Source organism: Achromobacter sp. FW305-C-28, from assembly GCF_058783235.1.
Genome location: NZ_JBYSYL010000021.1, coordinates 1 through 18,029, shown reverse-complemented (window position 1 = coordinate 18,029; position 18,029 = coordinate 1). Strand labels below are relative to the sequence as shown.

Annotated in this window: 18 protein-coding genes; 5 read left to right on the top strand and 13 right to left on the bottom strand. The window is 67.9% G+C overall.

The features are described from left to right. Positions 1 to 451: 451 nt before the first annotated feature. The 6 genes from AC3WMR_RS30305 to AC3WMR_RS30280 are packed head-to-tail and all read right to left on the bottom strand — an operon-like array spanning position 452 to position 4,740. Complete coding sequence (locus AC3WMR_RS30305) at positions 452 to 1,192, bottom strand: lysophospholipid acyltransferase family protein (protein ID WP_025137962.1); 741 nt, start codon at positions 1,190 to 1,192, stop codon at positions 452 to 454. Then, on the bottom strand, positions 1,189 to 2,562 hold the full coding sequence (locus tag AC3WMR_RS30300) for a dihydroorotase (RefSeq protein ID WP_492266905.1): 1,374 nt from the start codon (positions 2,560 to 2,562) through the stop codon (positions 1,189 to 1,191). Before AC3WMR_RS30300 ends, AC3WMR_RS30305 begins: the two co-directional genes overlap by 4 nt. After that, entirely contained in the window at positions 2,559 to 3,533 is a 975-nt protein-coding gene (locus tag AC3WMR_RS30295) for an aspartate carbamoyltransferase (protein WP_492266904.1), read from the bottom strand. Before AC3WMR_RS30295 ends, AC3WMR_RS30300 begins: the two co-directional genes overlap by 4 nt. A 21-nt stretch (positions 3,534 to 3,554) precedes the next feature. After that, positions 3,555 to 3,956, bottom strand: a complete 402-nt coding sequence (gene ruvX, locus AC3WMR_RS30290) for a Holliday junction resolvase RuvX (protein WP_492266903.1) — start codon at positions 3,954 to 3,956, stop codon at positions 3,555 to 3,557. Beyond that, positions 3,949 to 4,536, bottom strand: a complete 588-nt coding sequence (locus AC3WMR_RS30285; RefSeq protein WP_492266902.1) for a YqgE/AlgH family protein — start codon at positions 4,534 to 4,536, stop codon at positions 3,949 to 3,951. The genes ruvX and AC3WMR_RS30285 overlap by 8 nt, the downstream gene beginning before the upstream one ends. 39 nt (positions 4,537 to 4,575) lie before the next feature. Continuing rightward, on the bottom strand, positions 4,576 to 4,740 hold the full coding sequence (locus AC3WMR_RS30280; protein WP_003814980.1) for a rubredoxin: 165 nt from the start codon (positions 4,738 to 4,740) through the stop codon (positions 4,576 to 4,578). Between the two features lie 157 nt (positions 4,741 to 4,897). Here AC3WMR_RS30280 and AC3WMR_RS30275 point away from each other — a divergent pair, with 157 nt between their 5' ends. Genes AC3WMR_RS30275 through hemL form a run of 3 tightly spaced genes read left to right on the top strand, consistent with a single transcriptional unit; the run spans position 4,898 to position 7,652 of the window. Then, positions 4,898 to 5,707, top strand: a complete 810-nt coding sequence (locus AC3WMR_RS30275) for a bifunctional hydroxymethylpyrimidine kinase/phosphomethylpyrimidine kinase (RefSeq protein ID WP_175193429.1) — start codon at positions 4,898 to 4,900, stop codon at positions 5,705 to 5,707. Then, a complete protein-coding gene (gene thiE / locus AC3WMR_RS30270; RefSeq protein ID WP_492266901.1) occupies positions 5,704 to 6,369 on the top strand; it encodes a thiamine phosphate synthase in 666 nt (221 codons plus the stop codon). The genes AC3WMR_RS30275 and thiE overlap by 4 nt, the downstream gene beginning before the upstream one ends. A 5-nt stretch (positions 6,370 to 6,374) precedes the next feature. After that, the gene (gene hemL, locus AC3WMR_RS30265) at positions 6,375 to 7,652 is read left to right on the top strand and encodes a glutamate-1-semialdehyde 2,1-aminomutase (RefSeq protein ID WP_492266900.1); all 1,278 of its coding nucleotides are present in this window, start codon (positions 6,375 to 6,377) and stop codon (positions 7,650 to 7,652) included. A gap of 90 nt (positions 7,653 to 7,742) precedes the next feature. Here hemL and AC3WMR_RS30260 read toward each other — a convergent pair whose 3' ends face one another. Continuing rightward, positions 7,743 to 8,489, bottom strand: coding sequence for a lytic transglycosylase domain-containing protein (locus tag AC3WMR_RS30260; protein ID WP_492266899.1), 747 nt, complete (start codon positions 8,487 to 8,489; stop codon positions 7,743 to 7,745). 303 nt (positions 8,490 to 8,792) lie between these two features. On the opposite strand from AC3WMR_RS30260, the gene AC3WMR_RS30255 reads away from it, so the two are divergent. After that, positions 8,793 to 10,532 carry a flagellar assembly protein A gene (locus tag AC3WMR_RS30255; RefSeq protein ID WP_492266898.1) on the top strand — a complete coding sequence of 580 codons (1,740 nt, stop codon included), beginning with the start codon at positions 8,793 to 8,795 and terminating at the stop codon, positions 10,530 to 10,532. A gap of 109 nt (positions 10,533 to 10,641) precedes the next feature. On the opposite strand, the gene AC3WMR_RS30250 is transcribed toward AC3WMR_RS30255, so the two are convergent. The 6 genes from AC3WMR_RS30250 to AC3WMR_RS30225 are packed head-to-tail and all read right to left on the bottom strand — an operon-like array spanning position 10,642 to position 16,401. Continuing rightward, the gene (locus AC3WMR_RS30250) at positions 10,642 to 11,448 is read right to left on the bottom strand and encodes an SDR family oxidoreductase (protein WP_492266897.1); all 807 of its coding nucleotides are present in this window, start codon (positions 11,446 to 11,448) and stop codon (positions 10,642 to 10,644) included. A gap of 13 nt (positions 11,449 to 11,461) precedes the next feature. Beyond that, positions 11,462 to 12,073, bottom strand: coding sequence for a cysteine hydrolase family protein (locus AC3WMR_RS30245; protein WP_492266896.1), 612 nt, complete (start codon positions 12,071 to 12,073; stop codon positions 11,462 to 11,464). Beyond that, on the bottom strand, positions 12,070 to 12,603 hold the full coding sequence (locus AC3WMR_RS30240) for an aromatic-ring-hydroxylating dioxygenase subunit beta (RefSeq protein ID WP_492266895.1): 534 nt from the start codon (positions 12,601 to 12,603) through the stop codon (positions 12,070 to 12,072). Before AC3WMR_RS30240 ends, AC3WMR_RS30245 begins: the two co-directional genes overlap by 4 nt. Next, complete coding sequence (locus AC3WMR_RS30235) at positions 12,594 to 13,937, bottom strand: aromatic ring-hydroxylating dioxygenase subunit alpha (RefSeq protein ID WP_492266894.1); 1,344 nt, start codon at positions 13,935 to 13,937, stop codon at positions 12,594 to 12,596. Before AC3WMR_RS30235 ends, AC3WMR_RS30240 begins: the two co-directional genes overlap by 10 nt. Positions 13,938 to 13,946: 9 nt before the next feature. Next, positions 13,947 to 15,191: a dienelactone hydrolase family protein gene (locus AC3WMR_RS30230; protein ID WP_492266893.1), complete on the bottom strand. Its 1,245-nt coding sequence runs from the start codon at positions 15,189 to 15,191 to the stop codon at positions 13,947 to 13,949. A gap of 31 nt (positions 15,192 to 15,222) precedes the next feature. Next, the gene (locus AC3WMR_RS30225; RefSeq protein ID WP_492266892.1) at positions 15,223 to 16,401 is read right to left on the bottom strand and encodes an ABC transporter substrate-binding protein; all 1,179 of its coding nucleotides are present in this window, start codon (positions 16,399 to 16,401) and stop codon (positions 15,223 to 15,225) included. A 262-nt stretch (positions 16,402 to 16,663) separates the two neighbouring features. Here AC3WMR_RS30225 and AC3WMR_RS30220 point away from each other — a divergent pair, with 262 nt between their 5' ends. After that, the gene (locus tag AC3WMR_RS30220; RefSeq protein WP_492266891.1) at positions 16,664 to 17,650 is read left to right on the top strand and encodes an AraC family transcriptional regulator; all 987 of its coding nucleotides are present in this window, start codon (positions 16,664 to 16,666) and stop codon (positions 17,648 to 17,650) included. Positions 17,651 to 18,029 lie beyond the last annotated feature (379 nt).

Sequence of the window (18,029 nt, the reverse complement as noted above, 5' to 3'; positions counted from 1 at the left end):
GACTGCCCTAGGCGGGCCCCCCCTTCGTCATCTTCGTCCCAGCCTGCGGCTGCTCCTTCAGATTCCCTCGGGCGCATCGAGGTTGCCCACTCCGCATGCCGCCGCCGCAAGGGGCTACGTGTGTCTGAGTTTGTCGCGCTGCTAGACCTGTGGTCAGGGTAGGAGATCTACAGGGTCGCCAAGCCGCGGCCGCGCGGGCGGCCACGTTTGGCATTTGTGTTGTTGACTGTGTTGCGGGTGCGCTTCGCGCGGGTGGAGAGTGGTTTGCTATTGGTCCGCACGTCGTGGGGGTGGGGCGGTGATGGGCGGCGCGGCAGACTCCTGCTTGCGCATGCTGACCGTCTCGCGCGCCGCCCATCAGGCGCTGCCCCGCATGCCACTGCCGCGAGGGACGACCCACGAAGAACAGCCCACCCGATCAACTGATCAACCGATCAAAGAATCAAAAGAATCAAAGCACAGCCCGAATTGCATCCCGAGCCTGATGCGACAGCTCCAACCGGGTAGGCAACGTCCCATCAGCATGCTTAGCCGCCAAAGCCGGCAAAAACACCACTTCCACTGACAACCCCGTAGACCCCATCACCTTCCAAAGATTAGCCACCAGCGTCTCCTCGCCCACAAATGCTGCGAAGCCGCTGCGTTCGCCGTCTTTCAGAAAGCGTAGGGCGACCGGTTGGATTTCGATGGCGGCCGACCTGGCCGGTTCGAACAGGCTGGCGTGGAAGGGGCGCAGGTCGAAGCCTTCGCTGGTGGTGCCTTCGGGGAAGAGGCCCACTGCGTCGCCCAGCTTGAAGCGGGCTTGCATCGACTCGCCCATTGCGTGGACTGCGTGGCGTTGGCCGCGTTCGATGAAGAGTGTGCCCGCGCCTGCCACCAGCCAGCCGATCACCGGCCAGCTGCGGATCTCGCTCTTGGCCACGAACGACGTCGCGCGGGCCGAGTTGAGTACGAAAATGTCGATCCAGGAGACATGGTTCGCCACCAGCAGCACCGGGCCTGTCATGCGCGGTTCGCCCTTGAAGACGACCCGCAGCCCACAGGCTGCCATCAGGCAGCGTGACCACGTGCGGTTCAGCCAGGCGCGCGACTTGGGACGCAGCAGCGGATACACCAGGCCCACGCACAGCAGGCCGAAGAGGATCAAAGGCACGACGAGAAAAAGCCGGAGGACAAAGCGCAGCAGCTTCAAGCAGGGGTCTCCCAGGCCGGGCTGCCACCCACCAGGGTGGCGCGGACACGACCGGGCAGCATCATACCCGCGAACGGCGTGTGGCGGCTGTGGCTTTGCAGCGCGGGCGGGGCCACCAGCCATTCGGCTTCCAGGTCCACCAGGCACAGGTCTGCCGGGGCGCCCACCGCCAGGTCGCCGCGGCCGGACTGCGATGGCGACAGGCCGCGCAGCACGGCCGCCGGGCCGGTCGTGACGCGGGCCAGCGCCTGCGGCAGCGGGATCCGGTTGTCGCGGGCCCATTTCAGCGTCAGTGACAGCAATAGTTCCAGCCCTGTGGCACCGGGCTGCGACAGCGGGAATGGCGCGGCCTTGCCGGCGGCGTCCACCGGCGTGTGGTCCGAGCACAGCGCCTCCACCAGTCCGTCGCGCAGGGCCGCCTGGATCGCCTCGCGGTCGCGTTGGCCCCGTAGCGGCGGCGTCAGGTGGAAATTCGTATCGAAATAGCCGATGTCCACATCCGTCAGCAGCAGGCTGTGGGCCGACACGTCGGCGCTGACCGGCAGGCCTTCGCGGCGCGCCGCGCGCAGTAGTTCAAGGCCCGCGGCGCTGGACAGGCGCGACAGATGCACACGAGCGCCCGTGGCGCGTTGCAGTTCGAAGATCGTCTGCAATGCCAATGTTTCAGCCTGCGGCGGCAGGCCTTGCAGGCCAAGGCGGTCGGCGTAGGCGCCAGCGGCCACCACTGCGCCCTGGGCCAGCCAGGGGTCTTGCGGGTGCAGCCATAGCGTCAGGCCCTGCCCGCTGGCGTAGCGCATGGCGCCCCACAGCACGCGGGTGTCGGCAATACCGGCGTTGCCTTGCGAAAACGCGATGGCGCCGGCCTGGGACAAGAGCGCCATCTCGGCCAGGGTATCGCCGCGCAGGCCGACTGTCAGGGCGCCCAGCGGCAGGATGCGGGGCTGGCCGGCCGGGGCCTGGCGCAGCAATGCGTCGAGCTTGGCGGGTTCGTCCAGCGGCGTGTCGGGCTGCGGCGGCAGGACCAGCGTGGTCACGCCTCCAGCCAGCGCGGCGCGCAGTTCGGCCGGGGCGAACTGCGGGTCGGATAGAGCGATGCGCGCCCCTGGCGCAAGAGGCTCGGGATGCGCTGGCGCAGCGGCCATCGCGGCCGCGCCATGGCTGGCCGCCGGATCCCGCAACACCCGGGCCGACAGATCCACCAGGCCGGGCAGCACGGCCAGGCTGGTGGCGTCCAGGCAGCGATCGGCTTGGAAGCCGTCCGGGGCCTGGCCGGCGGCGACGATGCGGCCGTCGGCGATGAAGAGGTCTTGCGGGCCGTCGTGGCCGCTGGCCGGGTCGATCACACGGCCGTGCGCGATGTGCAGTCTCATGACGCAGCCCCCAGGACGCTCAGCGCCGCCAGGCGCAGATGCTGTTCGGTGTCGGCCAGTTGCGCGTCGACGGCGGTCAGGCCGGCGGCCAGGTCGCCGTCGACTTCGATGCCGGGGGTCAAGCGGCCGGCGGGCAGCAGCAGCGCGTCGGGTTTGGCGGCCGCCAGGCGGGCCGAAGTCAGGCCGTAGAAGGCGGCGTATTCGCGGGCCGAGGGCAGCAGCGCGCCGCTCAAGGATTCGATATGCAGCGGCAGGACAATGACCACGTCGGCATCGGCCAGGCATTCCTGCAGCGTGGCGCAGGCACGCACGCCAAGCTGCGGCAGGCCGTCGGGCAGCAAGGTCCGCGGCGCGGCGGCGCGCACTTCGGGCACGCCCAGCGTGGTGAATGCGTGGATCAGGCTGCGGGCGACTGCGCTGTGGCGGATGTCGCCAATCAGGGCGACGGCCAGGTTGGTCAGGTCTTGCTTGGCGCGCAGCATCGCCGCCACCCGCGCCAGGGCGGGCAAGGGGTCGGCATGGATGCCGTCGCCGGCATTGAGAATGCGCAGGCCGGACGGCGCAGCCGCCGCCGCGCTGACGGCGGCGCCGCTGGCGCTGTGGCGTAGCACCAGGATGCCGGGAGGCAGGCCGGCGGCGGGCGCGGGGATATTCCCCGCAGGCAGGTCGTCATCCAGCGGGATCGGCCGCAAGCCCAGCCGCTGGCCAGCGGATGCATAGGCCCGGCGCAGCTCGGCGTCATCGGCAGGCACGCCGAGATACAACGGCAGGTCCAGAGGCGCGGCAGACGGTGCCGCGAGGGTTCCTGACGGATTGGCGAGTGTTGCGGTGCTGGCGTTGGCGACCGCCGCATCCTCCTGCGCAAACCCCGCGGCCGCGTCCAGCAGCCGTTCGACGTGGCGGCGCGGCAGCCCTTCCGTGGTGAGCAGGTGGATGAGTTCGCCGCGGCGGTCGAGTTGGGGATTGAGCATGGGCGGACCGGAGGGCGGGCGTCAGGGCGCCGGCAGTTTATCCAGGTAGCGTTGCAGGATGACGGCGGCGGCCATGGCGTCGTCGGCCTCGTGGGTGCCCAGCAGGCGCTGGGCTTCCATGCTGGATCCGCGTTCGTCGACCAGCTCGACGGTGACGCCGAAGCGGCCGTGCAGTTGGTTGGCGAAGCGGCGGCAGCGCGCGGTGGCGGGCTGTTCGCCGCCGTCGGCGTCCAGCGCCAGGCCGACCACCACGCGGTGCGGCTGCCATTCCGCGAGCAGCGCGGCGATGCGCGAGAAGCGCACGTCGCGGACCTCGCTGAAAATGATTTCGAGCGGCCGCGCGTGGCGCGTCAGCGTATTGCCGATGGCGATGCCAAGCTTTTTCTCGCCGAAATCGAAGCCAAGCAGGGTTTCTTCAGGCATGGCCCGCATCGCCGGCCAGCATCACGGGATCGATGCCCAGCAGCTTGAGGGCCGCGGGGTAGCGATCTTCGGGCGGCACGTCGAAGATGATGTGGTCGTCGGCGCCGACCGACAGCCAGGCGTTCTGGCCCATTTCGCTTTCGAGCTGGCCGGCGCCCCAGCCGGCGTAGCCCAGCGTGACCAACATGCGGGCGGGGCCGATGCCATCGGCCACGGCCTGCAGCACGTCGCGCGAAGTGGTCAGCGCCATGCCGCCCAGCTTGATGCTCGAGCTGTAGTCGCCGGCAGGCGCGTGCAGCACGAAGCCGCGGTCGGTCTGGACCGGGCCGCCAAAGAACACCAGCGTGTCCTTGACCGGGCCGATTTCCAGCGCCAGGTCGATGCGTTCGAACAGCGTGCCCAGCGTCAGGTCGGTGGGGCGGTTGATAACCAGGCCCAGCGCGCCGCGCTCGGTGTGTTCGCAGACGTAGATGACCGAACCCGCCAGGCTGCCTTCGACCATGCCGGGCATGGCGATCAGGAACTGGTTGGCGAAGTTGGCCGACTGGGTCTTGGGGTCTTCGTGGTGTTTTTCCGTCATGGCAACCCCTTTATTGGCGGAACGGGTCGATGTGACCGATCAGATTTCCATCAGCTCGAAGTCCTCTTTGCGGGCGCCGCATTCAGGACAGACCCAGTTCGGGGGCACATCTTCCCAGCGGGTGCCGGGTGCGATGCCTTCGTCGGGCAGGCCGGCTTCTTCGTCGTAGACCCAGCCACAAATCAGACACATCCAAGTACGCATAGTTCTCTCTTACATCAATTCCCCGCCGTCTTCCCCGTGATGGGGCAAAGGCGGAAGGCATCCATTAGAATGGGGACAATCTTACCGAAACCCAATAGGGGTTCCCCTGATTCACCGCAAATGAGTCACGGGGCGCCCTCACTCAAGCGCTGTCCACGTGGCCTCCGTTACTCCCCCTCTCGTTTTGGTCTTCGGCCCGCTCGACCCCTCGGGCGCCGACGGTTTGCCCGCGGACGCCGTTACCTGCGCCCGGCTGGGCTGTCATGGCCTGGCGGCCGTCACGGCGCTGACCGTGCAGGACACCGCCGGCATCGAAGAAATCCATCCCGTATCGCCCGACCTGCTGGACGACCAGGCGCGCTGCCTGCTCGAAGACATGTCCGTGCAGGCAATCAAGGTGGGCGGACTATACACCGCCGAAACGGCAAGCGTAGCCGCCCAGGTGGCCGCCGATTACAGCCAGGTGCCGCTGGTGCTGCACCTGGGCCAGCGCGCCCAGGTGCCGGCCGACGCCGCCGACGAGGACGACGCCGACGACCTGCTGGCCGCCACGCTGGAATTGGTGCTGCCGCAGACCGACCTGCTGGTCATCGAGCACCTGCGCCTGGCGCAGTGGCACGCCGACGGCGACATCGATATCGGGGACGCACCGTCGCCGATGCACGCCCTGGTCGCGGCCGGCGCCGAATGGGTGCTGGTGCTGGGCAGCCCGCAACGCCCTGGCCACTACGCCAACGTGCTGCTGGGCCCCAACGGCCAGACCACCACCCTGCCCTGGCAGGCGCCGCCCGACCGCAACGGCGATGCCGGCGGCCTGGCCGCCACCGCCATCACCGCCCTGCTGGCCCGCGGCCTGGAAATGCCCGAGGCCGTACGCCAGGGCCTGGCGCACGCCGATTCGGCGGTGGCTGCCAGCTTCCTGCCGGGCATGGGCCGGCGCATTCCCAACCGGATCCAACCGCAATGAAAGCCCTGCGTTTTCCCGCCGGCCTGTACGGCGTCACCCCCGAATGGGACGACACCGAGCGCCTGATGCGCGCGGTGCGCCAGGCCGCCGACGGCGGCATGCGGGCGCTGCAGCTGCGCCGCAAGAACGTGCCCGAAGCCGTACGCGCCGAGCAGGCGCGCGCCCTGGCGCCGCTGTGCCGCGAACTGGGCGTGGTGTTTCTCATCAATGACGACTGGCGCCTGGCGCTCGAGGTCGGCGCCGACGGCGCCCACGTCGGCCGCGACGACGACAGCCTGGCCCGCATCCGCGCCGAAGTCGGCCCCGACCTGATCCTGGGCGGCTCCAGCTACGACGACCTGGCCCGCGCCCGCGAACTGCTGGATGCCGGCGCCGACTACATTGCCTTCGGCGCGATGTTCGCCTCGCAGGTCAAACCCGACACGGTGCGTGCGCCCTTGTCGGTGCTGACCGAAGCCCGCGCGCTGGTCGAAGAACGCGACGCGCCCCGTCCGGCCGTGGTCGCCATCGGCGGCATCACGCCCGACAACGCGGCGCTGGTCGCTGCCGCCGGCGCCGATTCCATCGCCGTGATCACCGGCCTGTTCGAGGCGCCCGCCATCCGCGCCGCCGCGGCCGCCTGCTCGGCGCCTTACTCCGTTAACCGCAACCAGAAGCCTTGACCGCCATGTCCCGTAACGCTCAGCTTTTCGAACGCGCCTGCCGCAGCATTCCCGGCGGCGTCAATTCGCCCGTCCGCGCCTTCCGCTCCGTGGGCGGCACGCCGCGCTTCATCAAGCGCGCGCAAGGCCCGTACGTCTGGGACGCCGAAGACAAGCAGTACATCGACTACGTCGGTTCGTGGGGCCCGGCCATTCTGGGCCACTCGCACCCCGACGTGGTGCGTGCGGTGCAGGAAGCCGCCGTCAACGGCCTGTCGTTCGGCGCCCCCACCGAAGCCGAGATCGAACTGGCCGAAACGCTGATCGCCCGCCTGCCGTCGCTGGAACAGGTGCGCCTGGTCAGCTCGGGCACCGAGGCCACCATGACGGCCATCCGGCTGGCGCGCGGCGCCACCGGCCGCGCCAAGATCGTGAAATTCGAAGGCTGCTACCACGGCCATTCCGACAGCCTGCTGGTCAAGGCCGGCTCGGGCCTGCTGACGTTCGGCAACCCCAGCTCGGCCGGCGTGCCGCCCGAATTCGTCTCGCACACGCTGACCCTGGAATACAACAACCTGGACGCCGTGCGCGAAGCCTTCGCCCAGCACGGCGCCGACATCGCCTGCATCATCGTCGAGCCGATCGCCGGCAACATGAACCTGATCAAGCCCGCCCCCGGCTTCCTGGAAGGCCTGCGCGAGGTCTGCACGCAACACGGCGCGCTGCTGATTTTCGACGAAGTCATGACCGGTTTCCGCGTGGGTCCGCAGGGCGTGCAGGGGCTGTCGGGCGTCAAGCCCGACCTGACCACGCTGGCCAAGGTGATCGGCGGCGGCATGCCGGTGGGCGCCTTCGGCGGCAGCGCCGAGATCATGAAGCACATCGCCCCGCTGGGCGGCGTGTACCAGGCGGGCACGCTGTCGGGCAACCCGGTGGCCGTGGCCGCGGGCCTGGCCACGCTGCGCCTGATCGCCGCGCCGGGTTTCTACGAGAAGCTGTCGGCGCAGACCGCCAAGCTGGCCCAGGGCCTGCAGGAACGCGCCCGCGCCGCCGGCCTGGCCTTCTCGGCCGACTCGGTGGGCGGCATGTTCGGCATCTACTTCAGCGACACGGTGCCGGCTTCGTTCGCGGAAGTCTCGACCTGCGACACCGCGCGCTTCAACCGCTTCTTCCATGCCATGCTCGACCGCGGCGTGCATTTCGCGCCGTCGGCCTTCGAGGCCGGCTTCGTCTCGGCCACCCACGACGACGCCGTCATCCAGTCGACGCTGGACATCGCCGAAAAGGTCTTCGCCTCGATCTGAGGCCGGCGTAGCGGTGGCCGGAGTACGAGCTGCCGCCAGGCGGCACCCGCCGGACCGCCCCAGAGGGGCGATCCGGCAGCCCGCTCCCCCTCAGGGCGCCTTGTAGTGCTTGTACAGCGCCGTCACATCACGCACGTACTGCTGCGTTTCCGCATAGGGCGGCACGGCGTCGTACTTGCGCACCGCACCTTCACCCGCGTTGTAGGCCGCCAGTGCCAGGTCGAGCCGGCCGGGATACTGGTCGATCAGCCGGCGCAGCAGGCTGGAACCCGCCTTCACATTGGTTGCCGGGTCCACCAGCGCGCGTTCGATATCGTCGGACGCCAGCAGCGTGGCGGCCGTGGCCGGCATCAGCTGCATCAGGCCCAGCGCCCCCTTGGGCGAACGCGCGTCGCTGCGAAAGCCCGATTCCACCGCAATCACCGCGGTGATCAGCGCCTGGTCCACCCCTGAATCCTTGGCCGCCTGCGCGATCAGCCCGTCGTGCGCCGTGGACGGCGGCACCGGGCCCCAGCGCAGCACCCGGTTGCCCAGCGCCAGCACGCTGGCGCCGTCGCCGGCCCGCGGCTCGCAATCCAGACAGACCTTGATGCGGTTGCCGCGCAGCGCGGTGCGCACCTGGGCCCGCTTGTAGTACTTGGCGTAGCCGTTGGGCACCTTCATGGCGCGCCAGACGCCGAACGGGTCTTTGTAACGGTAGATCTCGTCGGCATGGGCCGCGCCAGCGGGTAGCAGCGCGGCCGCCATGCCGGCCAGGGCAATGGACAGCGCCAGGCCGGCTGCGCGCGCCCAGGCGGCGCCAGGCGCGGGGGGCAGGAAGCAGGAAAGGCGGAACATGGGGTGGGCGCTCCGGCGGCGTCCAGGGACGCGGAATCGAAGGCCTATGCTGAGCCGGCTGCGACGCTTTGTCGCTCGTGCCTATGTCCTAGGACCTGTCCGATCCGGCTGCCGGCCGACCTGTATCGCGTGCGTTACAGGTTCCCAGGCTGAAATAAGGGACGGCATTACAACTTTTGGTTGAGTTTCCCTGGCGCTACTAGGCAGTAGCCCAAGGTTCATGGGTTAACATATGTCGCAATATTTCGTTTAATTACTAAATGAATGAACTCGGCGTAAAGCGCCGGGCGGGAGAGGCGACAGATGGGCGCAGACCACACGCTCCAGCTAATGCTGGATGCCAATACCAATGTCCTGACGGCGGTGTACGTGCCGCCGCCCGCTCCCCACCCCGACGCCGCCGATAGCGGCTCGGCTGCGCCCGCCCAGGATGCCGAGGCCGCCGTGCAGCAAGGCGACACCGCCCTGGCCCCCGCCCCCACCCGCACCGATCTGCCCAGCTGGGATTCCCTGGCCGCGCTGGCCGCGGCCCAGGGCTGGTCCACCGAGGCGCTGGACAACCACGCCGTCATCACCTTCATCGACCTGTGCCGCGAGGCCACGGAACCCGTGGAGGCCCCGGTAGGCAAGGTGGTGGACGGCTCGTTCGATCTGGAAGTGGACGCCAGCTGCATGTCGGCCCTGGTGACCCTGCATCCGCCCAAGGGCGGCAAGCCGGTAGCGTTGGCCGTGCTGCGCCAGGCCGTGGCCGACCAGGGCATCGTGCATGGCGTGCTGGAACAGGAACTGGCCGACGCCGTGGAACGCGGCGGCAGCCAGACGGTGCTGATCGCCCAGGGCACGCCGCCCACCCGCGGCACCCCCACCCGTTTCGAAAGCCTGCTGGACCGGCTGAAGCCCCGCGCCCAGGAAATCGACGAACTCGCCCAGGTGGACTACCGCGACCTGGGCAGCCTCTTGCTGGTCACGGCCGGCACGCCGCTGATGCGGCGGGTGCCGCCCCTGCCGGGCATCGACGGCTGTGACGTGCTGGGCCAGCCGGTGCTGCCGGACGAACTGCCCGACACCCCGTTTTCCAAGGACATGTCCGGCGTCGAAGTCGACCCCGAAGACCCCAACCTGCTGCGCGCCAGCATCGCCGGATCGCCCAAGCTGATCCATCAGGGCGCCCAGGTCAATCCGGTGGTCGAGGTGGATGCCGTGGACCTGTCCACCGGCAACATCAATTTCGAAGGCTCGCTGCAGGTGCGTGGCGACATCAGCGCCACCATGGAAGTGCGCGTGACGGGCGACGTGGTCGTCAACGGCACCATGGAAGCCGCGCTGGTCGAGGCCGGCGGCAACGTCACGGTCAAGGGCGGCATCATCGGCATGGCCGAAGCCATGCAGGACAACCCCGGCGGTGGCGCCGGCGCCACCGCGCGCACCGCGCACATCGTCTGTGGCGGCGACCTGAAGGCCCGCTTCATCGCGAACTCGATCATCAGCGCCGGCCAGAACGTCGAGGTGGAACGCGAAATCCGCCAGAGCAGCATCGCTGCCGGCGGCAGTGTCAACGTGGGCGCGCCCAACAGCCAGCAGACGGCCATCACCGGCGGCCACACCCGCGCGCTGAAGTCGGTGCGCGCCGGCACCATCGGCTCGCCCGCCGGCGTGCCCACGCTGGTGCAGGCCGGGCTGGACCCGCACGCCGACATCAAGCGGTCGGCGCTGACGCGCAAGCGGCTGAAGATGAACGAGGAAAAGGCCAAGCTGGAACAACTGCTGCTGTTCCTGCACTCGCACCCCGAACGCGCCACCGGCGACGTGGTCGAGCGTGCCCGCAACACCCACACCAAGCTGGGCCGCGACCTGATCCAGCTGGACGAGGAAGAAGCCCAGCTGATCCGCGACCTGCAACCCCTGCATGAAGCCACCATCATCGCCGCGCGCCGCTTTTGCGGCGGCGCGAAGATTCAAGTGGGCAACAAGCAGCAGGAATTCCTGGAAGACCAGGTGGGCGGCAAGGCCGCGCTGGAGGAAGGCCAGATCGTCATTCGCTGACGACGGGCGGCGGCGTCTCGCCGGGCGCCGTGGGTGCCGGCGCTGGCCCGTGACAACGAACGCGGCGCACGGTCCGCAAGACCGCCGCGCCCGGATCAGGACACGCGCATCAGGGCGCCAACTGCTTGAACCAGGTGCGCGGCGAGATGCCGCGGTCCGGGCCCAGGATCGAAAAGCCGCCGTCCACCGGAATATCCACGCCGGTCATCCAGGACGCCGCATCCGAACAGGCGAAGCACACCACTGCTGCGATCTCCTCGCCCGAGCCCACCCGACCCAGCGGATGAAAATGCGCGCCCACGGCATCGGCGGCTGCACGCGAGCCGCCCGCCAGTTGCTCGACGGACGGCGACCAGGTCCAGGCGGGCGACACCGCCAGCACGCGGATGCCGGCGGGCGCCAGTTCAACCGCGAAATTCCTGGTGATCTGCAACAGCGCCGCCTTGGACGCCGGATACAGCGCGCGCCCGGCCGCGCCGAACTTGCCGCCGGTGCTGCCCAGGTTGATCACCGCGCCGCCGCGCGCCAACAGCGGCGCCACCATCTGCGTGAAAATCGCCGCCGACACCAGGTTGGTGTCCAGCGTGGCATGCCATTCTTCACGGGTCGATGCCAGGCCGCGGTCCGCGTACTGGCAGGCGTTGTTGACCAGGATGTCGACCCGGCCAAAGCGCGCCTGCGCTGCGTCCAGGCAGCGCTGGATCTGGCTGTCCTGGCCGATGTCGGTTTCGCAGAACAGCGCCGCCTCGCCCAGTTCAGCGGCCAGCGCCAGGCCGGCCTGCGCATTGCGCCCCACCAGCACCACGTTGGCGCCGGCCGCGGCCAGGGCGCGTGCGATGTCGGCGCCCAGGCCCTGCGTGCTGCCGGTAATGATGGCGGTCTTGCCGGCCAAGCCGGGAAAGCCTGAAAAGTCCATGGAAAATCCTTGATCAGTGGGGCGCCGCGGCCCAGCGCACAGCTTGCGCCACCGAGCCGGTCTGCGCAATCAGGCGCATGCTGGCCAGCGATGCATCGTGCACGGCCGGGTCGGCCGAGGCGCAGGCATCTTCGGCCACCATCACGTGAAAGCCAATATCGGCCGCATGCCGCACCGTGCCTTCCACCACGGAATGCGTGGCCACGCCCGCCACCACCAACCGGCGCGCGCCCAGCACCCGCAGCGTTTCTTCCAGCGGCGTGCCGTAGAACGCGCTGATGCGGGTGTGCTTGACCACGAACTCACGCGTGCTGCCTGCCAGCGGTTGCAGCCCCTCGTAGAAATCGCTGCCCCACTGCCCTTCGGCCACCGCGCCGATGCTGGCCACGTTGCGAAAGATATCGCAGTTGGGCAGCAGGTCGGCGTAGTCGGGCCGGAAGGCAATGCGCACGTGCACGATGGGCAGCCCCCGGGCGCGGGCGCTGTCCAGCAGCGTCGCAGCGCCGCGCAGCAGGCGCTGGCGCACGTCGCCGTCGGCATCCAGCCCGACGCGGATCTTGCCTTCCGGATGCAGCACGTCGTTCTGGTAGTGCAGCGCCAGCACCGCGGCATCAAGCGCGCTCACACGAATACCTCGAACACGTCGTGGGCGTCGTCGCAATTGACCAGGTCCACGCGCTTCATGCGGATGCGCCAGCTGTCGCCGTCGGCCGCCAGTTTGTGGGTGTAGCGCCCGGCCAGCTGGCGCGGCTGGCGCTTGCGCCATTCGGTCATTTGAAACGCCGAATGCACCACCAGATTTCCGCCCGTGTCCACGCCTTCGACCTGCACGCCGCCCACCAGCCGCACGCTACGCGTGGGCGGCTGCTGCGACCAGTTGCGCGGGTGCTCAAGGCGGCGGATGCGCACGTCGCGCAGCATGCGGTCTTCCCAGAACAGCGAGATGTGGTCGTAGGGACTGACCTGGCCCGGTTCGCGCGGCATCCAGTACATGCCGTCGTCGGTCCACAACGACTGCCAGTCGTCGTAGCGGCGCTCGTCCAGCAGGCGGGCCTCGCGGTACAGGAACTGGGCGATGCGGTGATAGGCCTCGGCCGGCACGTCGGCCGGCGCCAGTTGATCGGTCGAGACGTCGAATTCCAGATCTAGCAGCACGCGCCTTCTCCTTGGGCCGGCACCAGGTTTACCGGACCCGCCTCCATGTATTGTTTCCAGGCGCGGAACTGATTGCGCATCGGCAGTTCGCTGGTGCCGTTGACCGACACCATGCCGTCGGCGTCGCTGCGGTCGGTGCCGTGGTAGCGATGCATGCTGACCCATTCGCCGCCGCGCGTGGCGTTGCCTTCCTGGCAGCGGTTGTACAGCTCGATGTCGTCCGGCATGACGTTGGACGACGGCGAGTTGATCACGTTGGCATACAGCATGGCGCGCTTGAACACGCCGGCCGGCGCGCCCTTGCAACGGAAGGTCTGAATCTCGATCAGCGTGCGGTCGACGGCGATCGGGCGGATTACCCGGAACTGCTGGAACACGGTGTGGGGCGAGCCGCTGCCGTAGATCACCGTGTTGTGGCGGTTCATGCCCAGGATCTCGCGGGCGCGGTCCGGTCCGTAGGCCGCGGACAGCGTCTCGAAATGCTCGCGCGAGATCGGATCGCGCTCGGCCGCGCCCGGGTTGAAGATGCCTTCCATGTAGCCGTGGCCGTTGTCGTAGGCGCGCAGTTCCAGCTTTTCCCAGAACTCGTAGGGTTCGCCGTTGCCATCCATGATGTGCAGCTCGAACGGCATCTCGCCGATTTCCTTGGCCTCGTCGCGGGCCGCGGCGAACGACGATTCATGCGTCACGCGGGCATGCATGGTGTCGTGCAGGTTCTCGTAGAACACCTTCCAGTTGGACCGCTGCATCACGCGGAAGATGCCGCCGGCCACTTCCACCTCACCCACCGGCGAGCGGTCGCAGAGGTTGTCGATGGACGAGCGCGCACCGCCCAGGAAGTCTTCCAGCCCCTGGCCATCGCGCGCCTGGCTGGCAAACACGAAGCCGCGGTAGCTTTCCACGCGCGGCAGGCGCCGCATCGAAAAGCTGGGGTCGGTGGGGTCGTAGGACGTGCCTTCAAGCCCCTGCTTGAGCGGCACGCCCAGGTGGCTGCCGTCCAGCTTGAAGGTCCAGGCGTGATACGGGCAGCGGAAGAACTTGCCCACGCAGCCGTCGCCGTCGGCCACCACCTTGGCGCCCTTGTGCGGGCAGCGGTTGTACAGCACGTGCACGCGGCCATCGGTGGCGCGCACCATCAGCACGTCCTGGTCGCCCAGGCGGGTGGTGTGATAGTCGCCCGTCTTGGGCACCTGGCTTTCATGGCCCACGTAGACCCACGCGCGGCCGTAGATGCGCTGCATCTCCAGGTCGAAAATGGCCGGGTCGGTATACAGGCTGCGGTGCACGCTGTCGCCGCGCACCATCTGGCCCAATTGTTGATCGCTGTACGACATGGCGGTCTCCTACTTGTTCTCGCTGTCTTGCCAGCGCGCCATCAGCGTGTTGGACGGCAGCGTCTCGTCCAGCAGCTTCTTCGCGGTGTCACGGCCGGCTACCGGCAGGCCCTTGGGGTCCAGCACGCCAATCTGCACCAGCACGCTGGCCTGGTCCCAATAGATGTGTTCGTGGCAGAGCTTGTCGCCGCGGAACTTCACGATGGCCACCAGCGGAATCTCGACATACTTGCCCGTGGGCGGCACGCCCGGCAGCATCCAGTCGATCTCGGTGGTGTGGGTGAAGCAGAACAGCACTTCGTCCACGATCTGCGTGGCGCCCACGGTGCGCGACAGCGGCACCAGCCGGGTGTCCGGCGGATTGCTGTTGACGAAATGATGCTGATAGAAGCGCGACAACTCGCGGTAGCCCACGCCGCCCGTCATGGTGGGAATGTGATTGACGTAAGGCTCGGCCACCATCGTGGCCATGGTGGCGGCCACGTCGCGGGTGCCGAATTCATATTCGCAGTGCTTGTCCCACAGGGACGAATAGTCGAACTGCGGGCCGATCACGCGTTGCAGCGCGGCCATGCTGCGCTGGTGCGCCATCAGCGCCGACGGCTTGTCGTAGTGCGCACCGCCCGTGCGGGCAAAGGCGTGATCCATGCCGGGGTAGACGTACAGTTCGACGCCCGGCTTGCCGCCCAGCGCCTCGAGAATGCGCTGGCGCGCGGGCGGCGGACAGAAGCCGTCCTGCTCGGCGATGTGCAGCACCAGCCGGCCGCGCAGGTTCGCGGCTTCGTCCAGGCTGTCTTCGATGCCCACGCCGTAGTAGCCGATGGCCACGTCCGCATCGGTACGGCAGGCGGCCAGATAGGCCAGCTTGCCACCCAGGCAATAACCCAGCACGCCGGCGCCGCCCTGCTGCTCGGGCAGCGCCCGCAGCGTCGCCAGGGTCGAGGCGATGTCCTTGATGCCCAGGTCCACGTCGAAACGCTGGTACAGCTCGAAGGCGCGCGGCATGTCGGCGGGGCCATCGGTCAGCTGGATGCCGGGCTGCTGGCGCCAGAACAGATCGGGCGCCAGCACCACATAGCCTTCCTCGGCCAGGGCCTGCGCCGTGCGGCGCATGAAATCGTTGATGCCGAAGATTTCCTGGCACAGCACCAGGCCCGGTCCGTGGCCCGAGGCCGGCACGGCCAGGTAGGCGCCGAAAGACTGACCGTCGTGCGAGGCAATGGTGACCTCGCGGGTCGAGATAGTCGCTGTCATGCGTAAAGCTCCTTTGCGGTCGTTGCCGCGCCTACTTCATCTGGCAGGCGGCGGCGAACGGGTCCTGGTACTGCGTCAGCACCGTGCCCGACAACTTGTTGGCCAGCTTGCCGTCCGCGCCCTTCTCGATGGTGCGCAGGTAGTAGTTCTGGATGGGATATTGGTTGCGATTGAATTTGAAATCGCCGCGCACCGACTTGAAGTCGGCGCGGCGCAGCGCCGGACGCAGCGCATCGGCGCCGAGCTTGCCGCCGGTCTGGCGCACCGCGCTATCCAGCAGCATGGCCGCGTCGTAGCCCTGCGACGCGTATAGCGTGGGGCTGCGGTTGTAGGCCTTCTTGAAGTCGGCCACGAACTGGCGGTTGGCCGGATTGTCCAGATCCGCCGCCCACTGCGACGTATTGCGCAGGCCCTCGATCGGCGCGCCCACGGCGCCGATGGTGTCTTCATCGCCAGAGAAGCCCGGCGCCAGCAGCACGATGTCCTTGCCCAAACCCGCGCCGTTGAACTGCTTGATGAAATTCACGCCCATTCCGCCCGGCAGAAAGAAGAACACCGCATCGGGCTTGCTGGCGCGCAGCCGCGTGATTTCCACGCCATAGTCCAGCTGGCCCAGCTGGGTATAGATCTCTTCAGACAGGCCGCCCTTGTACAGGCGCTTGAACCCATTGAGCGACTCGCGTCCGCCCGGATAGTCCGGCGCAATCAGCGCCACGCGCTTGAAGCCCTGATCCGCGGCGTACTTGCCCATGGCGGCGGGAATGTCCTCGTTCTGCCAGGCCACTGCAAAGAAATTCGGATTACAGCCCACGCCCGCATAATTCTCGGGCCCGGTATTGGTGCTGAGATAGATCGTGCCCGACTGCAAAATGGCCGGCATCACCGGCAGCAGCACATTGGAAAACACGATCCCGGTCATGATGTCGACCTTGTCGCGCTTGAGCAGGCGCTCGACCGCCTGGCGGCCGGTGTCGGCCTTCTGCTGGTCATCGGCCACCACCACTTCGGCTGCCAGCCCGCCCAGCTTGCCGCCGGTATGTTGCAACGCAAGATTGAAGCCATCCCGGATTTCATTGCCCAGCGCCGCACCCGGCCCGGACAGCGTGGTCAACAGCCCGACCTTGATCTTTTCCTCGGCCGCCACCCCGGCCGCAGCCGTCATGCAAACCAGCGCCGCCAGCGCGCGCCGACCCCATTGTTTTCCATTCATGAGCCACCCCGTATGTGTCCGCCGACGCCGCCGGCGCGATGCTGACAGAATCCGTCTGCCGTCGGTTACCGCAAGCCGCCCTGAAAATCGCCAGCTTACGCGCCGCGGCGCCGCCTTCCAACAACCCCCAGAGTAGGCCCGCCCGCCCCGCCGCTCTATCCGATTCCGCCCACGCTTATCCGGGATTCACTTAATTCCCACGGCAGGCCGATTGCTTTACGCTGGTCGGCAATACGGGAGCGTTCCCGTCCCGGAGACTCCCATGCACGGCTGGTCCCGCATCGAGCTGGCGCCATTGCTCAAAAGGCGCGTGTTCAGTTCCACCCAGCCGGCGGAAACGCGCGAACGCGTGTCCGAAGCGCTGAAAGAACACCGCCTGACCTGGAAAGGCGGCCGCGTCGACGCCGAACTGAACCGGGGCCGTTTTGGCGCCCTGAGCGTCTGTACGCTGCGCTACGGCGCCGAAGTCCACATCGAACCCGACCGCCTGCAAGATTTCATGCTGGTCCAGGTCCCCCTGCACGGCCGCGCGCGCATCGAATGCGGGGCCGACAGTGTGGACACCCACCCCGACTGCGCGGCCGTCATCGCTCCGAACCGCGCCCTGAAGCTGCACTGGGAAGCGGGCTGCGAACAACTGCTGTTGAAGATCCCCCGTGGCAAACTGGAAACCATCGGCCGCCGCATCTTCGGCGACGCCGCCACCCGCCCCCTGGACTTCACCCCCGCGCTACGCCTGGACACCCCCATCGGCGCTGCCTGGCGCAGCATGGTCACCGGCCTGATCCACCTGCTCCCCACCCTGGACGACGGCGCCCCCAAGCCCCCCGCCGCCTGGCTGGAACACCTGGAAGACACGCTGGTGCTGCACCTGCTGTACAACCAGCCGAACACGTGGCAACGCGAAGCCGGCCAGACGCCCGCCCACCCCCGCCGCTTGGCGCAAGCCGAGTCGTACATGAAACGGCATCTGTCTGCTCCTCTGACACTGACAGAGATAGCCAAAGGCGCAGGCGCCAGCGCCAGCGCGCTGACACGGCTGTTCCAGGAACACCGTGGGACGACACCCATGCACGCCTTGAGAACGCTGCGGCTGGACGCAGCAAGAGAACGTCTGCTGGAAGGCTCCTGTACCAGCGTGACGGAAGTGGCGGTCTCTGTCGGAATCAGCCATCTAGGCAGATTCTCGGAGTACTACCGAGAACGTTTTGGCGAACTGCCACGGGAAACGCTACAGCGTCGAGGTTGAGGGTGTGCGTTGGCGTCTAGTGTTCTTCGTAGGTCGCCCGGCGCGGGGGTGGCTTGCGGAGTGGGCGCCCACGATTGCGGTGGCCATCGACAATAAAGTTCTGCGCTACGAATTCCAGATATATCAATCACTTGTGATTTTTCGTGCTTTGCGATCGACATTAAAGCCCTGCGCCTCGAGTTATTCCGACTGACATTAAAGTTCTGCGCTGGGTATGACCCGCCAGATTGCTCACCAGGCTGTGGTGGTAGTCGTAAGCACCCCTGTCAAGTAGGCACTGTCTGATAGACGGTCGGAGCGAGTGACCTCCTCCCCCGAAGTGGACAGTCTCAGGTTGGAGAAACCGGCAGGGTTTGGTCGGTAAAAAACTGACGCGCAA